The organism is Bordetella flabilis, from assembly GCF_001676725.1.
Classification (GTDB): Bacteria; Pseudomonadota; Gammaproteobacteria; order Burkholderiales; family Burkholderiaceae_B; genus Bordetella_C; species Bordetella_C flabilis.
This window is the reverse complement of the sequence record NZ_CP016172.1, coordinates 4,716,259-4,736,932: the sequence shown is the minus strand read 5'-3', so window position 1 is coordinate 4,736,932 and position 20,674 is coordinate 4,716,259. Positions and strand designations below refer to the sequence as shown.

At 67.7% G+C, this 20,674-nt stretch carries 16 protein-coding genes; 8 read left to right on the top strand and 8 right to left on the bottom strand.

What is annotated here, in order from left to right; genetic code table 11:
* The first annotated feature begins 6 nt into the window (after positions 1-6).
* Both BAU07_RS21100 and BAU07_RS21095 read left to right on the top strand, forming a co-directional pair.
* A complete protein-coding gene (locus tag BAU07_RS21100; protein WP_066662068.1) occupies positions 7-675 on the top strand; it encodes a response regulator in 669 nt (222 codons plus the stop codon).
* 170 nt (positions 676-845) lie between these two features.
* Positions 846-1,706, top strand: coding sequence for a tRNA threonylcarbamoyladenosine dehydratase (locus BAU07_RS21095; protein WP_198168830.1), 861 nt, complete (start codon positions 846-848; stop codon positions 1,704-1,706).
* Between the two features lie 89 nt (positions 1,707-1,795).
* On the opposite strand, the gene BAU07_RS21090 is transcribed toward BAU07_RS21095, so the two are convergent.
* Genes BAU07_RS21090 through uvrA form a run of 3 tightly spaced genes read right to left on the bottom strand, consistent with a single transcriptional unit; the run spans position 1,796 to position 9,385 of the window.
* Positions 1,796-2,464 carry an aminotransferase class IV family protein gene (locus BAU07_RS21090; protein WP_066662064.1) on the bottom strand — a complete coding sequence of 223 codons (669 nt, stop codon included), beginning with the start codon at positions 2,462-2,464 and terminating at the stop codon, positions 1,796-1,798.
* A 12-nt stretch (positions 2,465-2,476) separates the two neighbouring features.
* The gene (locus BAU07_RS21085) at positions 2,477-3,607 is read right to left on the bottom strand and encodes an aminodeoxychorismate synthase component I (protein WP_066662062.1); all 1,131 of its coding nucleotides are present in this window, start codon (positions 3,605-3,607) and stop codon (positions 2,477-2,479) included.
* A gap of 21 nt (positions 3,608-3,628) precedes the next feature.
* Positions 3,629-9,385 (bottom strand): excinuclease ABC subunit UvrA, encoded by a 5,757-nt coding sequence (gene uvrA, locus BAU07_RS21080; protein WP_066662056.1) that lies wholly within the window; start codon positions 9,383-9,385, stop codon positions 3,629-3,631.
* Positions 9,386-9,584: 199 nt separating this feature from the next.
* Here uvrA and BAU07_RS21075 point away from each other — a divergent pair, with 199 nt between their 5' ends.
* The 4 genes from BAU07_RS21075 to BAU07_RS27680 all read left to right on the top strand — a co-directional run bounded on the left by BAU07_RS21075 (position 9,585) and on the right by BAU07_RS27680 (position 12,198).
* Positions 9,585-10,406, top strand: a complete 822-nt coding sequence (locus BAU07_RS21075; protein WP_066665605.1) for an IclR family transcriptional regulator — start codon at positions 9,585-9,587, stop codon at positions 10,404-10,406.
* Positions 10,403-11,062 carry a bifunctional 4-hydroxy-2-oxoglutarate aldolase/2-dehydro-3-deoxy-phosphogluconate aldolase gene (locus BAU07_RS21070; protein WP_066662053.1) on the top strand — a complete coding sequence of 220 codons (660 nt, stop codon included), beginning with the start codon at positions 10,403-10,405 and terminating at the stop codon, positions 11,060-11,062. Before BAU07_RS21075 ends, BAU07_RS21070 begins: the two co-directional genes overlap by 4 nt.
* A complete protein-coding gene (locus tag BAU07_RS21065; protein ID WP_066662052.1) occupies positions 11,055-11,990 on the top strand; it encodes a sugar kinase in 936 nt (311 codons plus the stop codon). The genes BAU07_RS21070 and BAU07_RS21065 overlap by 8 nt, the downstream gene beginning before the upstream one ends.
* Positions 11,991-12,069: 79 nt before the next feature.
* Positions 12,070-12,198 (top strand): hypothetical protein, encoded by a 129-nt coding sequence (locus tag BAU07_RS27680; RefSeq protein ID WP_255592312.1) that lies wholly within the window; start codon positions 12,070-12,072, stop codon positions 12,196-12,198.
* Between the two features lie 134 nt (positions 12,199-12,332).
* On the opposite strand, the gene BAU07_RS21060 is transcribed toward BAU07_RS27680, so the two are convergent.
* The 5 genes from BAU07_RS21060 to BAU07_RS21040 all read right to left on the bottom strand — a co-directional run bounded on the left by BAU07_RS21060 (position 12,333) and on the right by BAU07_RS21040 (position 18,059).
* On the bottom strand, positions 12,333-13,250 hold the full coding sequence (locus tag BAU07_RS21060) for a LysR family transcriptional regulator (protein WP_066662051.1): 918 nt from the start codon (positions 13,248-13,250) through the stop codon (positions 12,333-12,335).
* Between the two features lie 46 nt (positions 13,251-13,296).
* A complete protein-coding gene (locus BAU07_RS21055) occupies positions 13,297-15,087 on the bottom strand; it encodes a branched-chain amino acid ABC transporter ATP-binding protein/permease (protein WP_066662048.1) in 1,791 nt (596 codons plus the stop codon).
* Positions 15,084-16,172, bottom strand: a complete 1,089-nt coding sequence (locus tag BAU07_RS21050) for a branched-chain amino acid ABC transporter permease (RefSeq protein WP_066662044.1) — start codon at positions 16,170-16,172, stop codon at positions 15,084-15,086. Before BAU07_RS21050 ends, BAU07_RS21055 begins: the two co-directional genes overlap by 4 nt.
* A gap of 58 nt (positions 16,173-16,230) precedes the next feature.
* Positions 16,231-17,379, bottom strand: coding sequence for an ABC transporter substrate-binding protein (locus BAU07_RS21045; RefSeq protein WP_066662042.1), 1,149 nt, complete (start codon positions 17,377-17,379; stop codon positions 16,231-16,233).
* Between the two features lie 155 nt (positions 17,380-17,534).
* A complete protein-coding gene (locus BAU07_RS21040) occupies positions 17,535-18,059 on the bottom strand; it encodes a hypothetical protein (RefSeq protein WP_066662039.1) in 525 nt (174 codons plus the stop codon).
* Between the two features lie 208 nt (positions 18,060-18,267).
* On the opposite strand from BAU07_RS21040, the gene ettA reads away from it, so the two are divergent.
* On the top strand, positions 18,268-19,941 hold the full coding sequence (gene ettA / locus BAU07_RS21035) for an energy-dependent translational throttle protein EttA (protein ID WP_066662037.1): 1,674 nt from the start codon (positions 18,268-18,270) through the stop codon (positions 19,939-19,941).
* Between the two features lie 59 nt (positions 19,942-20,000).
* Positions 20,001-20,537 carry an isochorismatase family protein gene (locus BAU07_RS21030; protein ID WP_066662034.1) on the top strand — a complete coding sequence of 179 codons (537 nt, stop codon included), beginning with the start codon at positions 20,001-20,003 and terminating at the stop codon, positions 20,535-20,537.
* Positions 20,538-20,674: the final 137 nt, after the last annotated feature.

Genomic DNA, 20,674 nt, shown 5'->3' with positions numbered 1-20,674 from the left:
CACACCATGATCCTTATCGTAGAAGACGAACCCAAGCTGTCCTCGCTGCTGACGGACTATCTGCGCGCGGCGCAGCACGAAACCGAATCGGTATCCGACGGGCGCGAGGCGCTGGCCGCGATCCGCCGCCACAAGCCGGAGCTGGTGCTGCTCGACCTGATGCTGCCCGGACGCGATGGCCTGGAGATCTGCCGCGAACTGCGCACCTTCAGCGATGTGCCGGTCATCATGGTCACCGCGCGGGTAGAGGAGATCGACCGCCTGATCGGCCTGGAGATGGGCGCGGACGACTATATCTGCAAGCCGTTCAGCCCGCGTGAAGTCGTGGCGCGGGTCAAGGCCATCCTGCGGCGTGCCCGCAACGCCGCCCAAGGGACGCCGCAGCCTTCGCTGCTGGACATCCGCCCGGAGCACCACATGGCCACGCTCGATGGCCGTCCCTTGTCGCTGACACCCGTGGAATTCCGCCTGCTCCAGGCGCTGGCCGCCGCCGAGGGCAAAATCCTGTCGCGCGACGCCTTGCTGAACTACCTTTATGCCGACCATCGCGTCGTCACCGACCGCACGGTGGACAGCCATATCAAGAACCTGCGGCGCAAGTTCGAGGCGGTCCTGCCCGGCCACGACCTGATCCGCTCGATCTACGGCGTCGGGTACAAGCTCGAACTGCATTGAAGCTGCAACGGCGGCGCTGCGGCCAGCGGTGAGCACTGCGGTTGCCACTGCATTGACACAGCAGCCGCACCGCATCGGCATCGGATAGACACCGTGTGCGCTTGCATCGCCGCACGCGGCCATGGCCCTGACCGCGCCGCGGGCCGCCGCGTGCGAAAATGGTGCCCGCCATGACGCACCCCCATGACCTTCCTGCCTGCGATATCGATGCCGAGCGCCGTTTCGGCGGGCTGGCGCGCCTGTATGGCCCCGGCGCGCCGGCGCGCCTGCGCGATGCGCACGTCGCCGTGGTCGGCCTGGGCGGCGTGGGTTCCTGGACCGCTGAAGCCTTGGCGCGCTGCGGCGTCGGCGCCTTGACCCTGGTCGACCTCGACCATATCGCCGAGTCCAACGTCAATCGCCAGATCCACGCGCTTTCCGCCACGCTGGGCCAGGCCAAGGTGGAGGCGATGGCGGCCCGCGTCGCCGGTATCAATCCGGATTGCCGCGTCACAAGCGTGGACGATTTCGTCGCGCCGGACAACGTGGCGCGCCTGCTGGATGGGCCTTATGACGCCGTGGTCGATTGCACGGACCAGGCTTCCGCCAAGATCGCCATGATCCTGCACGCCCGCGAACGCGGATGGCCGTTGCTGGTATGCGGGGGCGCCGGCGGCAAGACCGATCCGCTGTCCTTGCGCACGGGCGACCTGTCCCAGGCCTGCAATGACGCGCTACTGGCCAAGCTGCGCAACACCCTGCGTCGCCATCATGGCTATCCGAAGGCGGCACCCAAGGCCGGCAAGGCGCCGGCCCGCATGCCGAAGATGCGTGTCAGCGCGCTGTGGTTCGACCAGCCGGCCATACTGCCGGCCGCCTGGACGGCGGCGCGCGAAGGCGAAGACGACGTGGGCGCCATGGCCGGGACGCTGGCCCCGCAGGGCTTGTCGTGCGCCGGCTATGGCTCGTCGGTCACCATTACCGCCACCATGGGGATGGCCGCCGCGGACATTGCCTTGCGCGGCATCCTGGTGGAACGCGCCGCCCCCTAGGGCCCGGCCGATACGCAGGCAAGGCCTGACGGCATCAGGCGGCCGGGACGGCTGGCAGCCCGGCGATGCAGCGGCAGGGGATCAACTGTCTAGGGCGACCCCGGCCGGCGCGCCTTGGCGCCCAGTCTCAACTCGACGTCCATCCATCCGCGCAGCGCATTGGAAAGACGGATGCGGCTGGCGCGCTGCACGTCGTCTTCGTAAAGGATCCGTTCCTGCGCCTTGCCGGCGTCCAGCAGGGCCGCCCGCTGTACCCCGGGCAGGCAGCCGCAGGCCACCGGCGGGGTGAACCACACGCCGCCCATCAAAAGATAGACATTCGTGCGGCTGCCCTCGCATAGTTCGCCGCGTTCGTTGCAGAACAGGGCGTCGAAGATATCGGGATGTCCGGCCAGCCATTCCGTAATGCCGTCATACCAGGGTCGATGCGTGGTTTTGTGGCGCAGCATCGGTTCGGTGGACGCCAGCCGGGACGACCAGAGGCATACCCCCTGCGGCATCGGCAGGTCCGGCAGCGGCGCCGTCCGCACGGTGCAGCCGCCGTCGGGGTGCAGCAGCAGCCGCAGGCGGTGCGGGCCAGGTCCGTCGGCCGTCCCGGCTTCCGTCAGCACCTGGCCGCGGATGGCCGTTTCATCCCAGGGATAGGCCAGCGCCCGGCAGGAAGCCCGCAGCCGGTCCAGATGGCGGTCCAGCAGCGGTACACGGCCGTCGACGTCCACCCGCATGGTTTCGATAAGGTCGGGACTTTCAGGCTTCATGGATCTCAGGTTTCACGGGCGGTTGCGCTCCGGCTCGAGGATGCGGGCTTTCCACAGGCATTCCTGCCATTCGGAATGCGGATCCGAATCGTGGACGATGCCTCCGCCCACACCATAGACGCCATGTCCCGCCTCGTCCACCACCAGCGTGCGGATCGCCACATTCAACGAAAAGTCGCCGTTGGGCGCCAGCCAGCCTATGCTGCCGCAATACAGGCCGCGCGGCGCGATTTCGGTGCGGCGGATATGCGACAACGCGGCCAGTTTGGGCGCGCCGGTGACCGAGCCGCAAGGAAACAGCGCGCGCAGCACGTCTCCCAGGGTGGCGTCCGGCGCCTGCGCCGTCACTGTGGACGTCAGCGTCCATACCGTGGGGTAGCGCTCCAGGGTGAACAGCGCCTGCACTTGTACGCTGCCCGTGCGCGCGATGCGGCCCAGGTCGTTACGCAGCAGGTCCACGATCATCAGGTTTTCGGCGCGGTTCTTGATGCTGGCCTGGAGTTCCCGGCCCAACGCCTCGTCGCGTGCCGGGTCGGTATCGCGCGGGGCGGTGCCCTTCATCGGCCGCGTCGTCAGTGTTGCGCCGTGCCGGGCGACGAACAGCTCCGGCGAAAACGACAGGATGGTCTCGCCGTCGTCCTCGATGTAGGCCCCATGCGCCACCGGATTGCGCTGCGCGATACGCGCATACAGCGCGCGCAGGTCGCCGGCCACGCGCAGGTCCAGGGGCATGGTGTAGTTGACCTGGTAGAAGGCGCCCCGCTCGATGCCGGCGCGTATGGCCTGGATGCGCGGCACATAGTCAGCCTGCGCCATCCGGGGCGTGACATCGAGGATGCCGCCGGCGGCCACGGCGGGCGCGGTCCATGGCCGGTCTTCGCGCATCGTGTCGAAGACCAGCGCCCGCAAGCGCGGCGCCGGACGCGCCGCTTCGCCCTCCGCTTCGTGCATGGATGTCGGCTGCAGCCATTCACCCACTTCGAAGTCCACCATCAGGGCGACCCAGCACCCCTGGCGGCGCGCCGTTTCGATGGCGTCCAGGGCCGGCGACAGCCCGGCGGCGCTGCGCGCCTCGATGCGGTCACGGGCGCCCTCCAGTTGCAGGGCCTGCCCGGCCAGGCGGTCCTCGAAGCGACAGAACATGCGGACCCCCCGTCCCCGGCCCTAGGCTTGCGCCAGGAATTCGGACAGCACGCGGCCCGTGTGCGAGCGTTCGCGCAGCCCCATCACGTGTTCCGGCGAGCCTTGCGCGACCAGCCGGCCGCCGCCGGTACCGCCTTCGGGCCCCAGGTCCAGCAGCCAGTCGGCTTCGGCGATGACATCCAGGTTGTGCTCGATCACCACCACGGTATTGCCCGCTTCCACCAGCCGGTGCAGCACGTGTATGAGTTTCTCCACGTCAGCCATGGACAGGCCCACGGTCGGTTCGTCCAGCACGTACAAGGTGTGCGGCACGCGCGAGGCGCGGCCCGTCGTGATCACCCCTTCGGTCAGGCGGGCCTTCGACAGCTCGGTCACCAGCTTGATGCGCTGGGCCTCGCCGCCCGACAAGGTGGGCGAAGGCTGGCCCAGCGTCAGGTAGCCCAGCCCGACGTCCTGCATCAATTGCAGCGGCCGGCGCACCTTGGGATGCGCCTCGAAATAGGCCAGGGCGTCGTCCACTTCCATGGACAGCACCGCGCCCGCATGCTTGCCCCGCAGTTGCACGGACAAGGTGTCCGCATTGAAGCGCGCGCCGTTGCAGGCGTCGCAGGGAACCTTCACGTCGGGCAGGAAGTTCATTTCGATGGTGCGCATGCCCTGGCCCTCGCAGATGGGGCAGCGGCCGTCGCCGGTATTGAAGGAGAAGCGCGCCGGCGTCCAGCCACGCATGCGCGCTTCGCGCGTGTCGGCGAACTGCTTGCGCACTTCGTCCCAGAATCCGATATAGGTGCTGGGGCAGGAACGCGGCGTTTTACCGATCGGCGTCTGGTCGACCTCCAGCACGCGGTCCAGGGCCTCCCAGCCCGTGATGCCGGTGCAGCCCTTCCACGTCGGCGCCTTGCCCTGCGATACGGCATGCAGCAGGTTGTCCAGCAGCACCTCGCGCGCCAGCGTCGACTTGCCGGAGCCCGATACGCCGGTCACGACGCTGAGCCGGCCGATGGGCAGGCGCGCCGTCACGTTGTGCAGGTTGTGCAGGTGGGCATTGCGGATTTCGATGAACGCGGTGTTCTTGTCCACGGCGCGGCGGCCCTGCAGGGGATGGCGCAGCGGCTGGGCCAGGTAGCGGCCCGTGACCGATTCCGGCGCGTCGATCAGGTCCTGCGCCGTGCCTTGCGCGACCACGCGGCCGCCGCGCACGCCGGCCCCGGGACCGATGTCGATGATGTGCGCGGCGCGGCGTATGGTGTCGTCGTCGTGCTCCACCACCACCAGGGTATTGCCATTGCCCTCCAGGCGGCTCAGCGCATCGAGCAGGATGCGGTTGTCGCGCGGATGCAGCCCGATGGTCGGTTCGTCCAGCACGTAGCACACGCCCTGCATATTCGAGCCGAGCTGTGCGGCCAGGCGGATACGCTGCGCCTCGCCGCCCGACAGCGTCGGCGCGGCGCGGTCCAGCGCCAGATAGTCCAGTCCCACCTCTTTCATGAAATTCAGCCGGCTGCGGATCTCCTGCAGGATGTCGCGGGAGATTTCCGCCTCGCGGCCGCGCACCACCAGGCCTTCGAAGAAGGTATGCGCTTCGCTGACCGACATGCCGGCCAGCTGCGCGATGGAGCGGTCGCGCCAGCGCACGGCCAGCGCGACACGGTTCAGGCGCTGGCCATGGCAAGTCGGGCAGACCTTGGCTTCGCCCATATTGCTGTCGGCCCAGGCGGCCTCCTCGCCGCTTTGCTCTTCGTCGAAATCCGGCATCACGACGCCCGCGCCGTAGCAGGTGGGGCACCAGCCATGCTTGGAGTTGTACGAGAACATGCGCGGGTCGAGTTCGGGAAAGCTGACGCCGCTGATCGGGCAGGTGCGCTTGGTGGAGAAGTGCAACTGCTCCAGGGGCGCCGCCGCGTTGTCGCGCAGCGTGTCCAAGGGCCAGATCACGCTCAATGCGCCCTGGCCGTAATCCAGGGCCCGCCGCACCGCATCGCGCAGGGCGGCTTCGTTGGCGGCGTCCACGACCACGTCGGCCACCGGCAGCTCGATGGTGTGTTCCTTGTAGCGGTCCAGGCGAGGCCACGGGCTGACGGGCGTGAAGACGCCGTCCACCCGGAGGTGCGTATGGCCCTTGCCACCGGCCCATTTGGCCAGGTCGGTGTAGAAACCCTTGCGCGCCGTGACCAGCGGCGCCAGCACGCCGATGTGCTGGCCCGCGCGGTCGCGCATGATGCGCGCGACGATCTGGTCCGGGGTCTGCGGTTCCACCGGCACGTTGTAGTCGGGCGAGTACTGCACACCCAGCTTTACATACAGCAGGCGCAGGAAATGGTGGATCTCCGTCATGGTGGCGACGGTGGACTTCAGGCCGCCGCGGCTGGTGCGCTGGGCGATGGCCACCGTCGGTGGAATGCCGAAGATGGCGTCCACATCGGGCTTGCCGGCGGGCTGGACGATGGCGCGCGCATAGGCGTTCAGCGATTCCAGATAGCGCCGCTGCCCTTCGTTGAAGAGGATGTCGAAGGCCAGCGTCGATTTGCCCGACCCCGATACGCCCGTGATCACCGTGAACTTGTCGCGCGGGATCTCCACGCTGATGTTCTTCAGGTTGTGTTCGCGGGCGTTGCGGATCTCGATGGCTTGGGCCGCGCGCCGCCGCACCGCCGTCTGCAGCGGGGTGCCGGCATCGCCGTCTCCGTTGGCGTAGCGCACCGCAGGCTCGGCCACCGTGCTTCCGTCCTCGGCGGCCGGGGCGTCCGGCACGATGGCTGTTTCGTAGTCGCGCAGGGCCGCGCCGGTGTGCGACGCCGGGTTCTCCATGAGATCGCGCGGCGTGCCGACACCCACCAGCAGGCCGCCGGCGTCGCCGCCTTCCGGGCCCAGGTCGATCAGCCAGTCGGCGGCGCGGATCACGTCCAGGTTGTGTTCGATCACCAGCAGCGTGTGCCCGGCGCCGAGCAACTGGCGGAACGCCCGCATCAGGCGGGCGACGTCGTCGAAATGCAGCCCGGTGGTGGGCTCGTCGAACAGGAACAGGCTGCCTTTCTTGGCTACCTTGGCCGACGATATGCCGCTGCGGGCGGCCTCGGCCAGGTGGCCGGCCAGTTTCAGGCGCTGCGCTTCGCCGCCGGACAGCGTGGGTACCGGTTGGCCCAGCCGCACGTATTCCAGGCCCACATCGGCCAGCGGCGCCAGGCCGGTCTGCACGTCGCGCAAACCCTTGAAGAAGGCCAGCGCCTCGCTGACGGTCATGTCCAGCACCTGGTCGATGGATGCACTGTTGCCCAGGTGTTCGACGCGTACCTGCAGCACTTCGGGCCGGAATCGTTTGCCGTCGCAATCGGGACAGCGCAGGTAGACGTCCGACAGGAACTGCATTTCCACGTGCTCGAAGCCCGTGCCGCCGCAGGTGGGGCAGCGGCCTTCGCCGCTGTTGAAACTGAACATGCCCGCGGTGTAGGCGCGTTCCTTCGCCAGCGGCGCCTGTGCGAACAGCTTGCGGATGGCGTCGAAGGCGCCCACGTAGCTGGCCGGGTTCGAGCGCGCCGTCTTGCCGATCTGCGCCTGGTCGACCATGACGACATCGGTGATCTGCTCGGCGCCCAGCAGGCGCGCGTGCGCGCCGGGCGCTTCGGACGGCTTGCCCTTGAGCTTGAGCAGCGCCGGGTAGAGCACATCCTGCACCAGCGTCGACTTGCCCGAGCCGGACACGCCGGTCACGCAGACCAGGCGTCCCAGCGGAATCTCCACGGAGACGTGCTTCAGGTTGTGCGCGTTCACGCCTTCCAGCAGCAGCCGCGGCGTGTTGGGCGCGACCGGCATGGGGCGCGGGGCCTCGACGCGCATGCGGCCGCCCAGGTAATCGCCTGTCAGGGTTCGTGCCTGGCGCAGTTGCGCCGGTGTGCCGTCGAACACGATGCGGCCGCCCCGCTCGCCCGGTCCGGGACCGACGTCGATGATGCGGTCGGCGGCCACCATGACCTGTGGATCGTGTTCCACCACTACCAGCGTGTTGCCCGCATCGCGCAGGCGATGCATGACTTCGACCACGCGATGCATGTCGCGCGGATGCAGGCCGATGGAGGGCTCGTCCAGCACGAACAGCGTGTTGACCAGGGAAGTGCCGAGTGCCGTGGTCAGGTTGATGCGCTGTACTTCGCCGCCCGAGAGCGTGCGGCTCTGGCGGTCCAGGGTCAGGTAGCCCAGGCCGACGTCGCACAGGAATTTCAAGCGCGCCCGCACTTCCGTCAGCAACAGGTCGGTAGCCGCATCGAGTACGCCGGCGAAGGTCAGGCGGTCGAAGAAGCCGCGCACCCGCTCGATAGGCAGCAGCATCAGGTCATGGATCGACAGGCCGTCGAGCAGGTTCAGCAGCTCGTCCGACCAGTTCGCGTGCACGGGCTTGAAGCGCTTGTAGCGGCCGTCGTCCGGCGGCAGGACCGCATCGGCTTCCTCGCGTGTGCCGGTGCGCCACAGCAAGGCATCGGGCTTCAGGCGCGAGCCGTGGCAGGTGGGGCAGGGCGTGTAGCTGCGGTACTTGGACAACAGCACGCGCACATGCATCTTGTACGACTTGGTCTCCAGCCAGGCGAAAAAGCGCTGTACGCCATACCACTGGGTTTTCCAGGCCTGGCTGCCGCCCTTGAAGTCCGGATCGCCATGCAGCACCCAGTCGCGTTGCGCCGGCGTAAGGCTCTTCCAGGGGACGGACAAGGGCACGCCCGCCTTCGGGGCGTACTTCTGCAGGTCGTCCTGGCATTCCTTGTAGCTGGCGGTCTGCCATGGCTTGATGGCGCCTTCCAGCAGGGTCTTGTTCTCGTCCGGCACCACCAGGCCGAAGTCGATGCCGATCACGCGGCCGAAGCCGCGGCAGGCCTCGCAGGCGCCCAGCGGCGAATTGAAGGAGAAGGAGCTGGGCAACGGATCGGTGTACTCGATGTCGCAGTCGGCGCAATGCAGCCGGTCGCTGTATTTCCAGACCACCGCATCGTTGCCGTCGTCGTCCAGTACGTGCACGGACAGGTGTCCCGCGCCCATGCGCAACGCCGTATCCAGCGCTTCCATCGCGCGGTCGCGCTCCACGGTGGAAAAGCGAAAGCGGTCCTGCACCACATGGAGCACGCGCAGCGCTTCGGAGCCGTGCGGGGCGATGGTCCTGGCGGCCTTGCCTGCCTTGTGAGGCTTGTCCGCCTGCCCGCCCGCATCGGCCCGCGCGCCGGCGCTATCGGCCGGGGCGGCCTCGCCGTGCACGCGCGTATAGCCTTGCTGCTCCAGGAAACCGCGCACTTCCTCTTCGCTGAAGTTCGCCGGAACCTTGATCGGGAACGTCACCACCAGGCGGCGGTCGCCCGCTTCGACGGCGCGCGTGGATAGCGAACGGTAAACCGATTCGGCCGTGTCCCGCCGCACGGGCAGCCCGCAGCCGCGGCAATACAGCCGCGCGCCGCGCGCGAACAGCAGCTTGAGGTGATCGTTCAGTTCGGTCATGGTGCCGACGGTGCTGCGCGAGCTGCGCACCGGATTGGTCTGGTCGATCGCGATCGCGGGCAGGATGCCTTCGATGCGGTCGACCTGCGGCTTGTCCATGCGGTCCAGGAACTGGCGCGCGTAGGGCGAGAAGGTCTCGACGTAGCGCCGTTGTCCCTCTGCATACAAGGTGTCGAAAGCCAGGGAACTTTTGCCCGAGCCCGAGACGCCGGTGACGACGACCAGTTCGCCGGTGGCGAAGGATACGTCCAGGTTTTTAAGGTTGTTCTGGCGAGCGCCAACAATGCGGATTTCGGATGTCATGCCGTAATCGTAGCCTGACCCATGATCCGTGCCGGGCGAGCCCGCGCGCCGGGTAGGGATACGCAAGCTGTGGGATAATCCGCCTATATTGTGGAAAGCCGTCCACAATATGGGCAGCCGTCCCCGTGTCGCGCTGTCGCCGGACCGGAACCTTCGTGGCCAGCGTCCTTCGGGAACCGCTTCCTTGCAGAACAGCTTTATGGACAGTTTGACCCAGGTGGCGGGGACGGCCGCATTCTCGAAGTTCATGACCGTGCTGCAGGCGGTGGCGGATGCGCCGGCGCCGCCCGGCATGCCGCAGCTGGTGCGCGCCAGCGGCTACCCCCGCGCCACGGTCTATCGCATCGTCGCCGCCCTGCTGCAACAGGGTCTGATCGTCGAAACGACGGCGTCCGGCGCCGGCACGCGCTACGGCCTCGGGCCGCGCCTGCTGCTGCTGGCGAACCGGGCGTGGTCGCAGCTGGACCTGCGCGCCGCGCTGGCGGACGACCTGCTGGCGCTGCGTGAGGAGACCGGCGAAACCGTGCACCTGGCGGTTCCTGCGGGCCATGAAATGATCTACATCGACAAGCTGGAAGGCCAGGGCCCCGTGCGCATGGCGTCGCGCGTGGGGGGCCGGCTCGCGCTGCATTGCACGGCGGCCGGAAAGGCCTACCTGGCGGCCCTGCCGGCCGCCGAGGCGGCCGCCGCCGTCGAGTCGCTGGCGCTGGTGGGCCGCATGCCGAACACCATCACGCAGCCGGCCGCCTTGCACGCCGACATGGCGCGCATCCGCCAACGTGGCTACGCCGTCGATGACGAAGAGAACGAGCGCGGCATTGTCTGCTATGGAGTGGCGATCGTCGGGCAGCGCGATCGGCCGCTGGCCTGCGTCAGCGTCAGCACGCTGCAGTTCCGCCAGAACGGTACGCCGCCATCGCGCTATATCGCCCCGCTGATGCGGCTGCGCGATGCCGCCCACGCCAAATTCAGCGCCTGGCCGGCGTCCGCCGGCGGCGCTTTTTTCCGAGAGGACACATGAATACGACAACCGCCCCGCAGGACGCCCGCGCCGCCAAGCGCCAGACTTTGATGGCCGCCCGCGTCATTCCGGTGCTGCGTTATGGCGACGCCGCCACGGCGGCCTACGCCGCCGAGGTTGCCGTCGCCGCCGGCTGCACGACGCTGGAGCTGACGTGGACCATTCCCGGCGTGCTGGACCTGGTCAAGGCCCTGCGCGACAAGCACGGCGACGCGCTGTTGCTGGGCCTGGGCACGGTACTGACCGAAGCGCAGGCGCACGATGCGCTGCGGGCCGGCGTGGACTTCCTGGTGTCCCCGGGCCTGGTGCCGGAAATGGTGCCGCTGGCGCATGCCGCGTCGGCCCTGTGCCTGCCCGGCGCCTTTACCCCCTCCGAAGTGATCCAGGCGCGTCGCGCCGGCGCGGACATGGTCAAGATCTTTCCCGCCGAGACGGGTGGGCCGCGCCATCTGGCCGCGCTGAAGTCGGTCTTCCCGGATACCGCGTTCTGCCCCACCGGCGGCGTCACGGAGAAGAACATGGGCGACTATTTCAAGGCCGGTGCGGCGATCGTCGGCATCGGCAGCAATCTATACGACAAGGACGCCTTCGCGGCGCGCGACACGGCGGCCCTGGTGGCGCAGATCATCCGCACCCGCGAGGCCGCCCATGCGTGACTACGATATCGTCGCGCTGGGCGAACCCATGATGGAGTTCAACCAGACGCGGGCGGGCCAGCCGGAGTACCTCCAGGGGTATGGGGGCGATACGTCCAACGCCGTCATCGCGGCGGCCCGCCAGGGCGCGCGCTGCGCCTACCTGACCCGCGTGGGCGCGGATGCCTTCGGTGAACAACTGCTGCAGCTGTGGCGCACCGAAAACGTCGACACGGCCGGCGTGGTCGTCGATGCCCAGGCGCATACCGGCCTCTATTTCGTGCAGCACGGCCCCCAGGGGCATGTGTTCAGCTATATGCGGCGCGATTCCGCGGCCAGCCGTATGCAGCCGGACGACCTGCGCCATGGGCTGGTGGAGCGAGCGGTGTTCCTCCATGTGTCGGGCATCAGCCTGGCCATCAGCGCCAGCGCGTGCGACACCGTGTTCGCGGCGATCGGCCGCGCGCGCGCGGCCGGTACCCACGTCTGCCTGGATTCGAATCTGCGGCTGCGCCTATGGCCGGTTGACCGCGCGCGCGCCATCCTGTGCGAAGCCATGCGGCTGAGCGACGTCTTCCTGCCCAGCATGGACGATATGCAGCACCTGACCGGGCATACCGACCCGGTCGCCACCCTGGACTGGATACGCGACGCCGGCGCGACCGGCGTCGTGGTGCTCAAGCTGGGCCGCGAGGGGGCCATCCTGGACGACGGCCAGGACCGCCACATGGTGCCCGGCCTGAGAGTCGATGCCGTGGACGCGACCGGCGCCGGGGACTGCTTCGCCGGCAATCTGCTGGCGCGCCGCGCGCGGGGGGATGAATGGCGGCGCGCCGTCGTCCATGCCAACGCGGCGGCTGCGTTGTCCACACGGGGTTTCGGCGCGGTGCAGCCGCTGCCTACCGCGGGCGAGGTGGCGGCTTTCCTTGACGCCGGCGGGAATCCCTGAAACGGGGTAGAATGCCGGGTTTTCCTTATTCGCCGCGACCGGGGTATCCGCCGCGTGCAACCTCGACTGGAGATCCATCATGGCTGAACGCAAACGCGTGCGTCGCAACACCCTGGAACGCCGTTGCCTGGGCAAGGCTTTCAAGCGCCTCTTCGTGAAATCGCCGAAGGGCGTGTTCAAGATGCTGGAAAAGATCAAGCGCGCCTGATCGCCTGATCGGGCAAGGCCCCGACGCATCGGGCCAACCCCGCGTGCCATACGCGCGCCGATCCCGCTGGGGATCAGCCGCGACCAGACCGCCGCTCGCCGGCGGTTTTGTTTTTGGTACGACCCACGCCGGCGTTATTCATCGCCGTTCGCCGGCGCCAGCTTGGGAACGATGAAGTCCATGAAGGCGCGCGTCTTGGCCGGCAGGATGCGGGATGGAAAAATGGCGTAGACGGGCAGCGGCGCGGCGGACCATTCCGGCAAGACCCGTTGCAGTCGATGATCGCGCGAGATCCGGCCGCGTGTCGCGGCGTACACGGGCAGGGGCGCGATGCCCAGTCCCATGCTGGCGAAATCGCTCAACAGGCCCATGTTGTTGGCGACGATGCGGCCGCTCACGGTGATGCGCTGCACCTCGCCATCGCGGCTCAGCTCCCAGGTGGATCCGACCTCGTCGGAAAACCCGCGCAGGCATTCATGCTTGCCCAGGTCCATGGGGATGACGGGCTCGCCGTGCTTGTCCAGGTATTCCTGCGACGCATAAAGGTGCCGCGTCAGCATGAGCAGCTGGCGCACTTCCATGCCGTCCGTCATGGTCGGCTCGCCCAGGCGCAGCATGACGTCGAAGGGGGCGGCGTGCGGGTCGGCGGAGCGCAGGCTCAAGTCCAGCTCGCATTCGATTTCCGGATATTCGTCGGTGAAGGCCTGCAGGGATTCCGGCAGCAGCAGCGTCGCCAGGCTGGTGGGCAGGCTGATCATCAACCGTCCCTGTGGCCGCGCCGACAGCGAAAACAGTTGCTCGTGGGCAAAGCGCGCCTCGTCGACCAGGCCCTGGCAGCGCTCGAAGTACTGGGATCCCGCTTCGGTCAGGTCCAGGCGGCGGGTGTTGCGGTTCAATAGCCGCATTCCCACCGCGCGCTCCAGTTCGCTGATGCGGCGCGATAAGGTGGACGTCGGGATACTCAGCGCGCGCGCGGCCACGCTGAAACTCTTGCGGCGGGCGACCTCGACAAAAAGCGCGATGTCGTTCAGTTGAACAGTGGCGGCGTCCATGCGCGATCCGGAAGAATGGCGGGATTTTACTTCGGCGGCGTGGACATCATTCCACCGTCCCCAGATACGCTTCGAGTACTGCGGGGTGTCGTTGGATCGCCGCGGGCGTGCCTTCCGCGATCTTCTCGCCGAAGTCCATCACGATGACATGGTCGGCCAGGTCCATGACGAATTCCATGTCGTGTTCGACCACGAGGATGGCCAGGCCCTCGGCCCGGAGTCTCCTCAGCAGGGCGGCGAGTTCGCGCTTCTCCTGCAAGCGCAGCCCGGCCGCCGGCTCGTCCAGCAGCAGCAGGCAGGGGTCGGCGGCCAGGGCGCGCGCCACTTCCAGGATGCGCTGCCGTCCCAGGGGCAATGTGCCGGCTTCGTCATGCATGTGGGCGCCCAGGCCGACGCGCTCCACCTGGCGCGCGGCCTCGGCCAGCAGGCGCGCCTCCTCCCGGCGGTCGGCGCGCCACGCGGCGGCGCAGACACCATGCGTTCCGCGCAGATGGGCGCCCAGCGCCGCGTTGTCGAGGACGCTCATGCGCGCCAGCAGGCGCACATGCTGGAAGGTCCGGCTCATGCCCAGCGCGGCGATATGGCGCGCTTCGCGTCCGGCCACCGGTTCGCCCAGGAACAGAATGGATCCCGAAGTCGGCGCGTCGATGCCGGACAGCAGGTTGAACAGGGTGCTCTTGCCCGCGCCATTCGGGCCGATCACCGCCACGATGCTTCCCGCCTCGACGGCCACGTCGATGCCGCTGTTGGCCACCAGCCCGCCGAAGCGCCGGGTCAGGCCGCAGGCTTCCAGTACCACGTCGCCACGCGGTGGCAGCGGTCGCCGCGGCAGCGGTTCGGCGGACATATTGAGCGGCCGGGGCTCGCGCTTGATCGGCGCCCAACGCGCGATGACCGGCCACAGGCCGCTGCGCGCGCGATGCAGCAGCAGCACCATCCCGAAGCCGAAGACGATGATCTCGAAATTGCCGTTCTCGCCCAGCAGCCGCGGCAGCCAGTCTTGCAGCCCCTGTTTGGCCAGCGTGAAGATGCCCGCGCCGGCCAGCGCCCCCCATACCTGGCCGGCGCCGCCGACGACCGTCATGAACAGGTACTCGATTCCCATCTGCAGGCCGAAGGGTGTCGGATTGACGAAGCGCTGCATGTGCGCGTACAGCCAGCCCGACGCGCAGGCCTGCAGGGCGGCAATCAGGAAAATGGCCGTGCGGGTGCGCGTGGTGTCCACGCCCATGGCTTCCGCCATGATGCGGCCGCCGCGCAGGGCGCGCATCGCCCGGCCCTGGCGCGAGTCCAGCAGGTTGCGCGTATTCCAGACCGCGAGCAGCAGGAATAGCCAGATCAGGAAGTAGGTGCCGCGCACCCCCAACGCCCAACCCGCGATGCGCACGGGCGGGATGTCGCCGATGCCGCTGTAGCCGCCGAGTCCGGGCAGCGCGCCGAACAGGAAGTAAAGGCTCAGCCCCCAGGCAATCGTCCCCAGGGGCAGGAAATGCCCCGACAGCCGCAAGGTAATGGCGCCTATCGCGCGCGCCAGCACCCATGCCAAGGCCAGGCCCGCGATCAGCGCCAGCCACGGCGAGCCGCCCAGCCATGCCAGCCAGCCCGGTAGCGTATCGGCGCGCGCGGTCAGTACGGCGGTGGTGTAGGCGCCCACGCCCACGAAGGCAGCCTGTCCGAAACTGGTGAGGCCCGCGATGCCGGTCAGGAGCACCAGTCCCAGGGCAACCAGGGCGTACAGGCCGATGGACTGCAACAGGCTGATGTAGAAAGGAGGCAGCAGCCAGGGCGCCGCGGCCAGCGCGGCAAGGAAGACCGCCAGCGCATGTCGGCGCGTCATTCCTCTTCCTCCTCGATTCCGTGGGTGCGCAGCGATCGCCACACCAGGAAGGGGATGATCAGCGTGAAGACCACGATCTCCTTGTAGGCGCTGGCCCAGAACGCTGAAAACGATTCCACCAGGCCCACCGCGACAGCGCCGGCGACCGCCAGCGGATAGCTGGCCAGCCCCCCGACGATGGCGGCCACGAAGCCCTTCAGGCTGATGAGGAAGCCGGAGTCGTAGTACAGCGTCGTGGCAGGACCGACCAGGATCCCCGAACCCGCGCCGATGGCGGCGGCGAGAAAAAACACCGTTCGCCCGGCAAAGGCCGGCGATATCCCCACCAACCGCGCGCCGGCGCGATTGTCTGCAGCGGCGCGCAGCGCTTTGCCGTACAGCGTGCGGCCGAAGAAGCGGTACAGGGCCAGCATCAGCAAACCCGCCACCGCGACGATCCACAGGTTCTGGGCCGCCAGGTTCAGCGGGCCCCAGGCCAGGCGCGCATCGTCGATCGGTGCGCTGCGCGCGCCTTCGGGACCGAAGGCGAGCAGGCCCAGCCCGACCAGGGCCAGGTGCACCGCGATGGACACGATCAGCAGGACCAGCGTCGATGCCTCCGCGGCCGGCTGGTAGAACAGGCGATAGAGCTGGGGACCCAGGGGCGCGACGATGGCCAAGGTGAGCGCGGCTTGCGACCACATGGGCAAGCTGGCCAGGGGCAGCCCATGCAGCAGGGCGGCGAGGACAAAGGGATAGGCGGTCCGTGCCGCCAGTCCCCATGATGGGTGCCGGCCTGTACCGGCGGCCTGGGCCGGCGCGCCGGGGGCGGGAGGCGCCCGGGAGACCCGTGTCCAGCGCCGGCCGGTCGTCTCGGCGAGGGCCTCGGCCACCGCGAAGGCCGCCACCAGCCACACCAGCGAAGGCGCGCGGCCGGCCTGCAGGGCGGCCATGCATAACGCGCCATAGACCACGAATTCCCCCTGGGGGATAAGCAGCACGCGGGTCACCGAAAAGACCAGCAGGATGCACAAGGCGAGCAAGGCATAGATGGCGCCGTTGGCCATTCCATCCTGGCCCAGGATCAGGGCGATCTGTGCGTTCATGCGGGCTGGTTCCTCGGCGCGGCGCGGGCGTTCTTGCGGCAGGGTCGGGTCGCAGGCGCTATTTCGCAAGCGTCCAGGCGCCGTCCTTCACGGTGATCAATTCCCGCCCGCGTTCGTCGAATCCGCTGTGGTCGGCCGGCGTCATGTTGTAGACGCCCTGCGTACCCACCAGCTCGTGCGTCTGCTCCAGGGCATCGCGCAGCGCCCGGCGGAAATCCGAAGTACCAGGCTTGCCGGCTTTTTCCGCCAGCGGCACGGCGCGCTCCAGCAGCAGGCCGGCGTCGTAGACGTTGGCGCCGAAGGTCGCGGGCGCCGTGCCATACCGCTTGCTGTAGGCGTCGATATACGCCGCCGCTACCTTCTTGGAGGGATTGCTGTCCGGTATCTCCGGCAGTACCAGCATGAGACTGGCGGCGAGGATGGTGCCTTCCACCTTCTTTCCACCCAGTTTCAGGAAGTCGGGCAGGGCGGCGCCATGCGTCTGGTAGAACTTGCCTTTGTAGCCCAGGTCGAACAGGGTGGTCTCGGGCAGCACGCTGGCGCCCCCCGGCGCGGCCACCAGGACGGCATCCGGCGCTGCCGCCAGCAGCTTCAGCGCCTGGCCCGTGACCGAACTGTCGGTGCGCAGGTACCGCTCGCTGGCGACGATGTCGATGCGTTGCTGCGCGGCCAGCGCGCTGAATACCTTGTACCAGTTCTCGCCGTACGGGTCGTTCAGGCCGATGAAGCCGACGCGCTTGATGCCCGTGCGGATCATGTGTTCGACCAGGGCCTTGGCGATGATGTCGTCGTTCTGGGTGGTCTTGAACACCCACTTGCGCTGGTTGTCCATGGGCAGCACGGCCGCCGCGCTTCCCACCGGCGCCAGCAGCGGCACGCCCGCTTCCGCGACGAAGGGCAGGATGGCCAGCGTATTGGGCGACCCGGGCGGTCCGATGATCGCGTCCACGCGGTCTTCGTTGATGAGCTTGCGTACCGCGGTGACGGACTGCGTGGTGTCGCTGGCGTCGTCGAGGACGATGTACTGCACCGTCAGGTCGCCGATTCTGGTCGGCAGCAGCGGCACGCTGTTCTTCTGCGGAATGCCGACCAGCGCGGTCGGGCCCGTGGACGAGGTGACGACACCGATCTTCAATTGGGCAAGCGCCGGTAACGCAAGGCCCAGGGCCAGCGCCGCGAGCGCGGCGCGCAGGATTCTGAACGGCATGGGGGAACTCCAGGGCGTGAACGAAATGCCCGCTATTGAACCACGCAGCCTGCTGCCCCGCGGGTGTGCCGACCGGCTGTTTCGTGCCTTGGATGAATCCGGAGCGTGCCGTCGCATGACGGAGATGTGCCGCGTCCATCCGCGGCCGGACGCGCTCAGTGGCGCGGCATCACTATCCGCGCGTGCCCGTTGTGCTCGTCGTCGTCCTGGTCGTCGTCGTCGTCATCCTCGTCGTCTTCCAGCAGCAGCAGGTTGTCTTCCGACAAGGCAAAGGGCAGGACATCGGCCAAGGTATCGGACCACGCGGATTCTTCGCCATCCTGGTCCAGCTTCACGAAATGCTCGCCTTCCGCCAGGGTGATCTGGATCGCCCAAAGATAAAGGCAGTCGTAGGCGTCTTCGTCGGTCCCGGTCAGGCCGCCGCGGTTGCCCAACAGGCGCGCATCCGGGCCGCCCAGCTGCACGCGCACCGGCTCGTGCTCGTTATCGCCGTCCAAGGCGTCTTCGTCCAGCGGGATGCCGAAGGTGACCCACTCGAGTCCGTCTTCGGCGGTGCCTACTTCGGCCAGGACCGGCTTGCCCAAATAGGCGCTGAGCGCATCGGCGGTCTTGGCCAGCATATCGAGCTCGGCCGCCTGGAAGCGGGATATGGAATCGGGGGGGGTGGCTGAAGCGGACATGGGCGTTCCTACGGCAACGACGTCACGTCATGGCTGACGCACGCCGGAAAGCTGTAAGAATATCGAAAGACAGGGCAAAGGAGAATCGGCCTGAGGGGCGTCCCTCGTTTTTATTCCTTGTCGGCTGATGGCACGCAGCGCTGCTGCCATCCCCATGCCGCGCGCCACGCCCTACAATCGCCCTTCGACACACACTTTCGAATGACCCATGGCCCAATACGTTTACACCATGCATCGCGTCGGCAAGATCGTGCCGCCCAAGCGGCAGATCCTGCGCGATATATCGCTTTCGTTCTTTCCCGGCGCCAAGATCGGCGTGCTCGGCCTGAACGGATCGGGCAAGTCGACGCTGCTGAAAATCATGGCCGGCATCGACAAGGACATCGAAGGGGAAGCCATCCCCATGCCGAGCCTGAATATCGGCTACCTGCCGCAGGAACCGCAACTCGACCCCGAGCACACGGTGCGGCAGGCGGTAGAGGAAGGCCTGGGCGCCGTATTCACGGCGCGCAAGCGCCTGGACGAGGTCTATGCCGCCTACGCGGAGCCGGACGCGGACTTCGACAAGCTGGCCGCGGAGCAGGCCGAGCTCGAGGCCATCATCGCGGCGGCCGCGACCAGCGGCGCCGACGATATCGAGCATCAGATGGAAATCGCCGCGGATGCGCTGCGCCTGCCGCCATGGGATGCCACCGTCGGCAACCTTTCGGGCGGTGAAAAGCGCCGTGTCGCGTTGTGCCGCCTGCTGCTGTCCAAGCCGGACATGCTGCTGCTGGACGAGCCGACCAACCACCTGGATGCCGAAAGCGTCGAATGGCTGGAGCAGTTCCTGCAGAAATTCCCCGGCACCGTGGTCGGCGTGACCCACGACCGCTATTTTCTCGACAACGCCGCCGAGTGGATCCTGGAACTGGACCGCGGCCATGGGATTCCATGGAAGGGCAACTACAGTTCCTGGCTCGAACAGAAGGACGCACGCCTGAAGCAGGAAGAGGCCTCGGAGTCCGCGCGCCAGAAGACGATCAAGAAGGAATTGGAATGGGTCCGGCAGAACCCCAAGGGACGCCAGGCCAAGGCCAAGGCACGTCTGGCGCGGTTCGAGGAACTGTCTTCCTATGAATACCAGAAGCGCAACGAAACCCAGGAAATCTTCATTCCCGTGGGCGAGCGGCTTGGTAACGAAGTCATCGAGTTCAACAACGTCAGCAAGGCCTATGGCGACCGCCTGTTGATCGACAACCTCAGCTTCAAGGTCCCGCCGGGCGCTATCGTGGGCATCATCGGCCCGAACGGCGCCGGCAAGTCGACGCTGTTCCGCATGATCGCCGGCCGCGAACAGCCCGATTCGGGCACGGTCACGCTGGGCCAGACCGTCAAGCTGGCGTTCGTGGACCAATCGCGCGATTCACTGGCCGACGGCAAGACGGTCTTCGACGCCGTGGCGGACGGCGCCGATGTACTTACCGTGGGCAAGTTCGAGATGTCGTCGCGCGCCTACCTTGGACGCTTCAACTTCAAGGGCGGCGACCAGAACAAAATCGTCGGCCAGCTCTCCGGGGGCGAGCGCGGCCGCCTGCATCTGGCCAAGACGCTGATCGCCGGCGGCAATGTGCTGCTGCTGGATGAACCGTCCAATGACCTCGACGTGGAAACGCTGCGTGCGCTGGAAGATGCGTTGCTCGAATTCCCCGGATGCGTGATGGTGATCAGCCACGATCGCTGGTTCCTGGACCGCATCGCGACCCATATCCTGGCGTTCGAAGGCGAGTCCCAGGTGGTGTTCTTCGACGGCAACTACCAGGAGTACGAAGCCGACAAGCGGCACCGCCTGGGCGAGGAAGCCGCCAAGCCCAAGCGCTTGCGCTACAAGGCCTTGAAATAGCGGGCGCCGGGCTGGCCCAGGCATATCGGCCAGCCCGTCGTTCGCGTACCGGAGTATCCATGTCGACGTACCACGCTGCCGACGCCACCCTGCTTATCGTCGATATGCAGGCTCGCCTGATGCCGGCCATCCACGACGGCCCCGCCGTGCTGGCGGCGGCCGCCAGGCTTTCGGCCGGCGCGCGGCTGCTGGAGGTGCCGGTGGTGGCGACGGAGCATCACCGCGCCGCGCTCGGGGCCACGGTGGATGACGTCGCGCGCCACGTGCGCGCGGTGTTTTCCAAGATGCACTTTTCCGCGGCGGCGGAAGCCGGGTTCGAAAGCTGGCTGCCCAATGCGCGCGACACGATTTTCGTGGCCGGTTGCGAAACGCATATCTGCGTGCTGCAGACTGCGCTGGGCTTGAAGCAGCTTCATCGTCGCGTCGCCCTGGTGGCCGACGCCTGCGGCTCGCGGCGCCGGGAAGATCGCGAACTGGCCTTGCAGCGCGCCCGCGCGCACGGGATCGATGTGGTGACGACTGAAATGGTCTTGTTCGAATGGCTGGGGACTTGCGAGCATCCGGCCTTCCGCGAGGTGTTACGTCTGGTCAAATAGCAGCGCGCCGTTGCAACAGGTCAAGGCGATTGTGCAATTTGCGGAACTGCTTTGACACAACTGCTGGGCATTCCTCACACCCCCCGGGCGCGCCGTTTGCGAAGCTGATCCTGTCGTTGATGACGGCATCGCCGGAG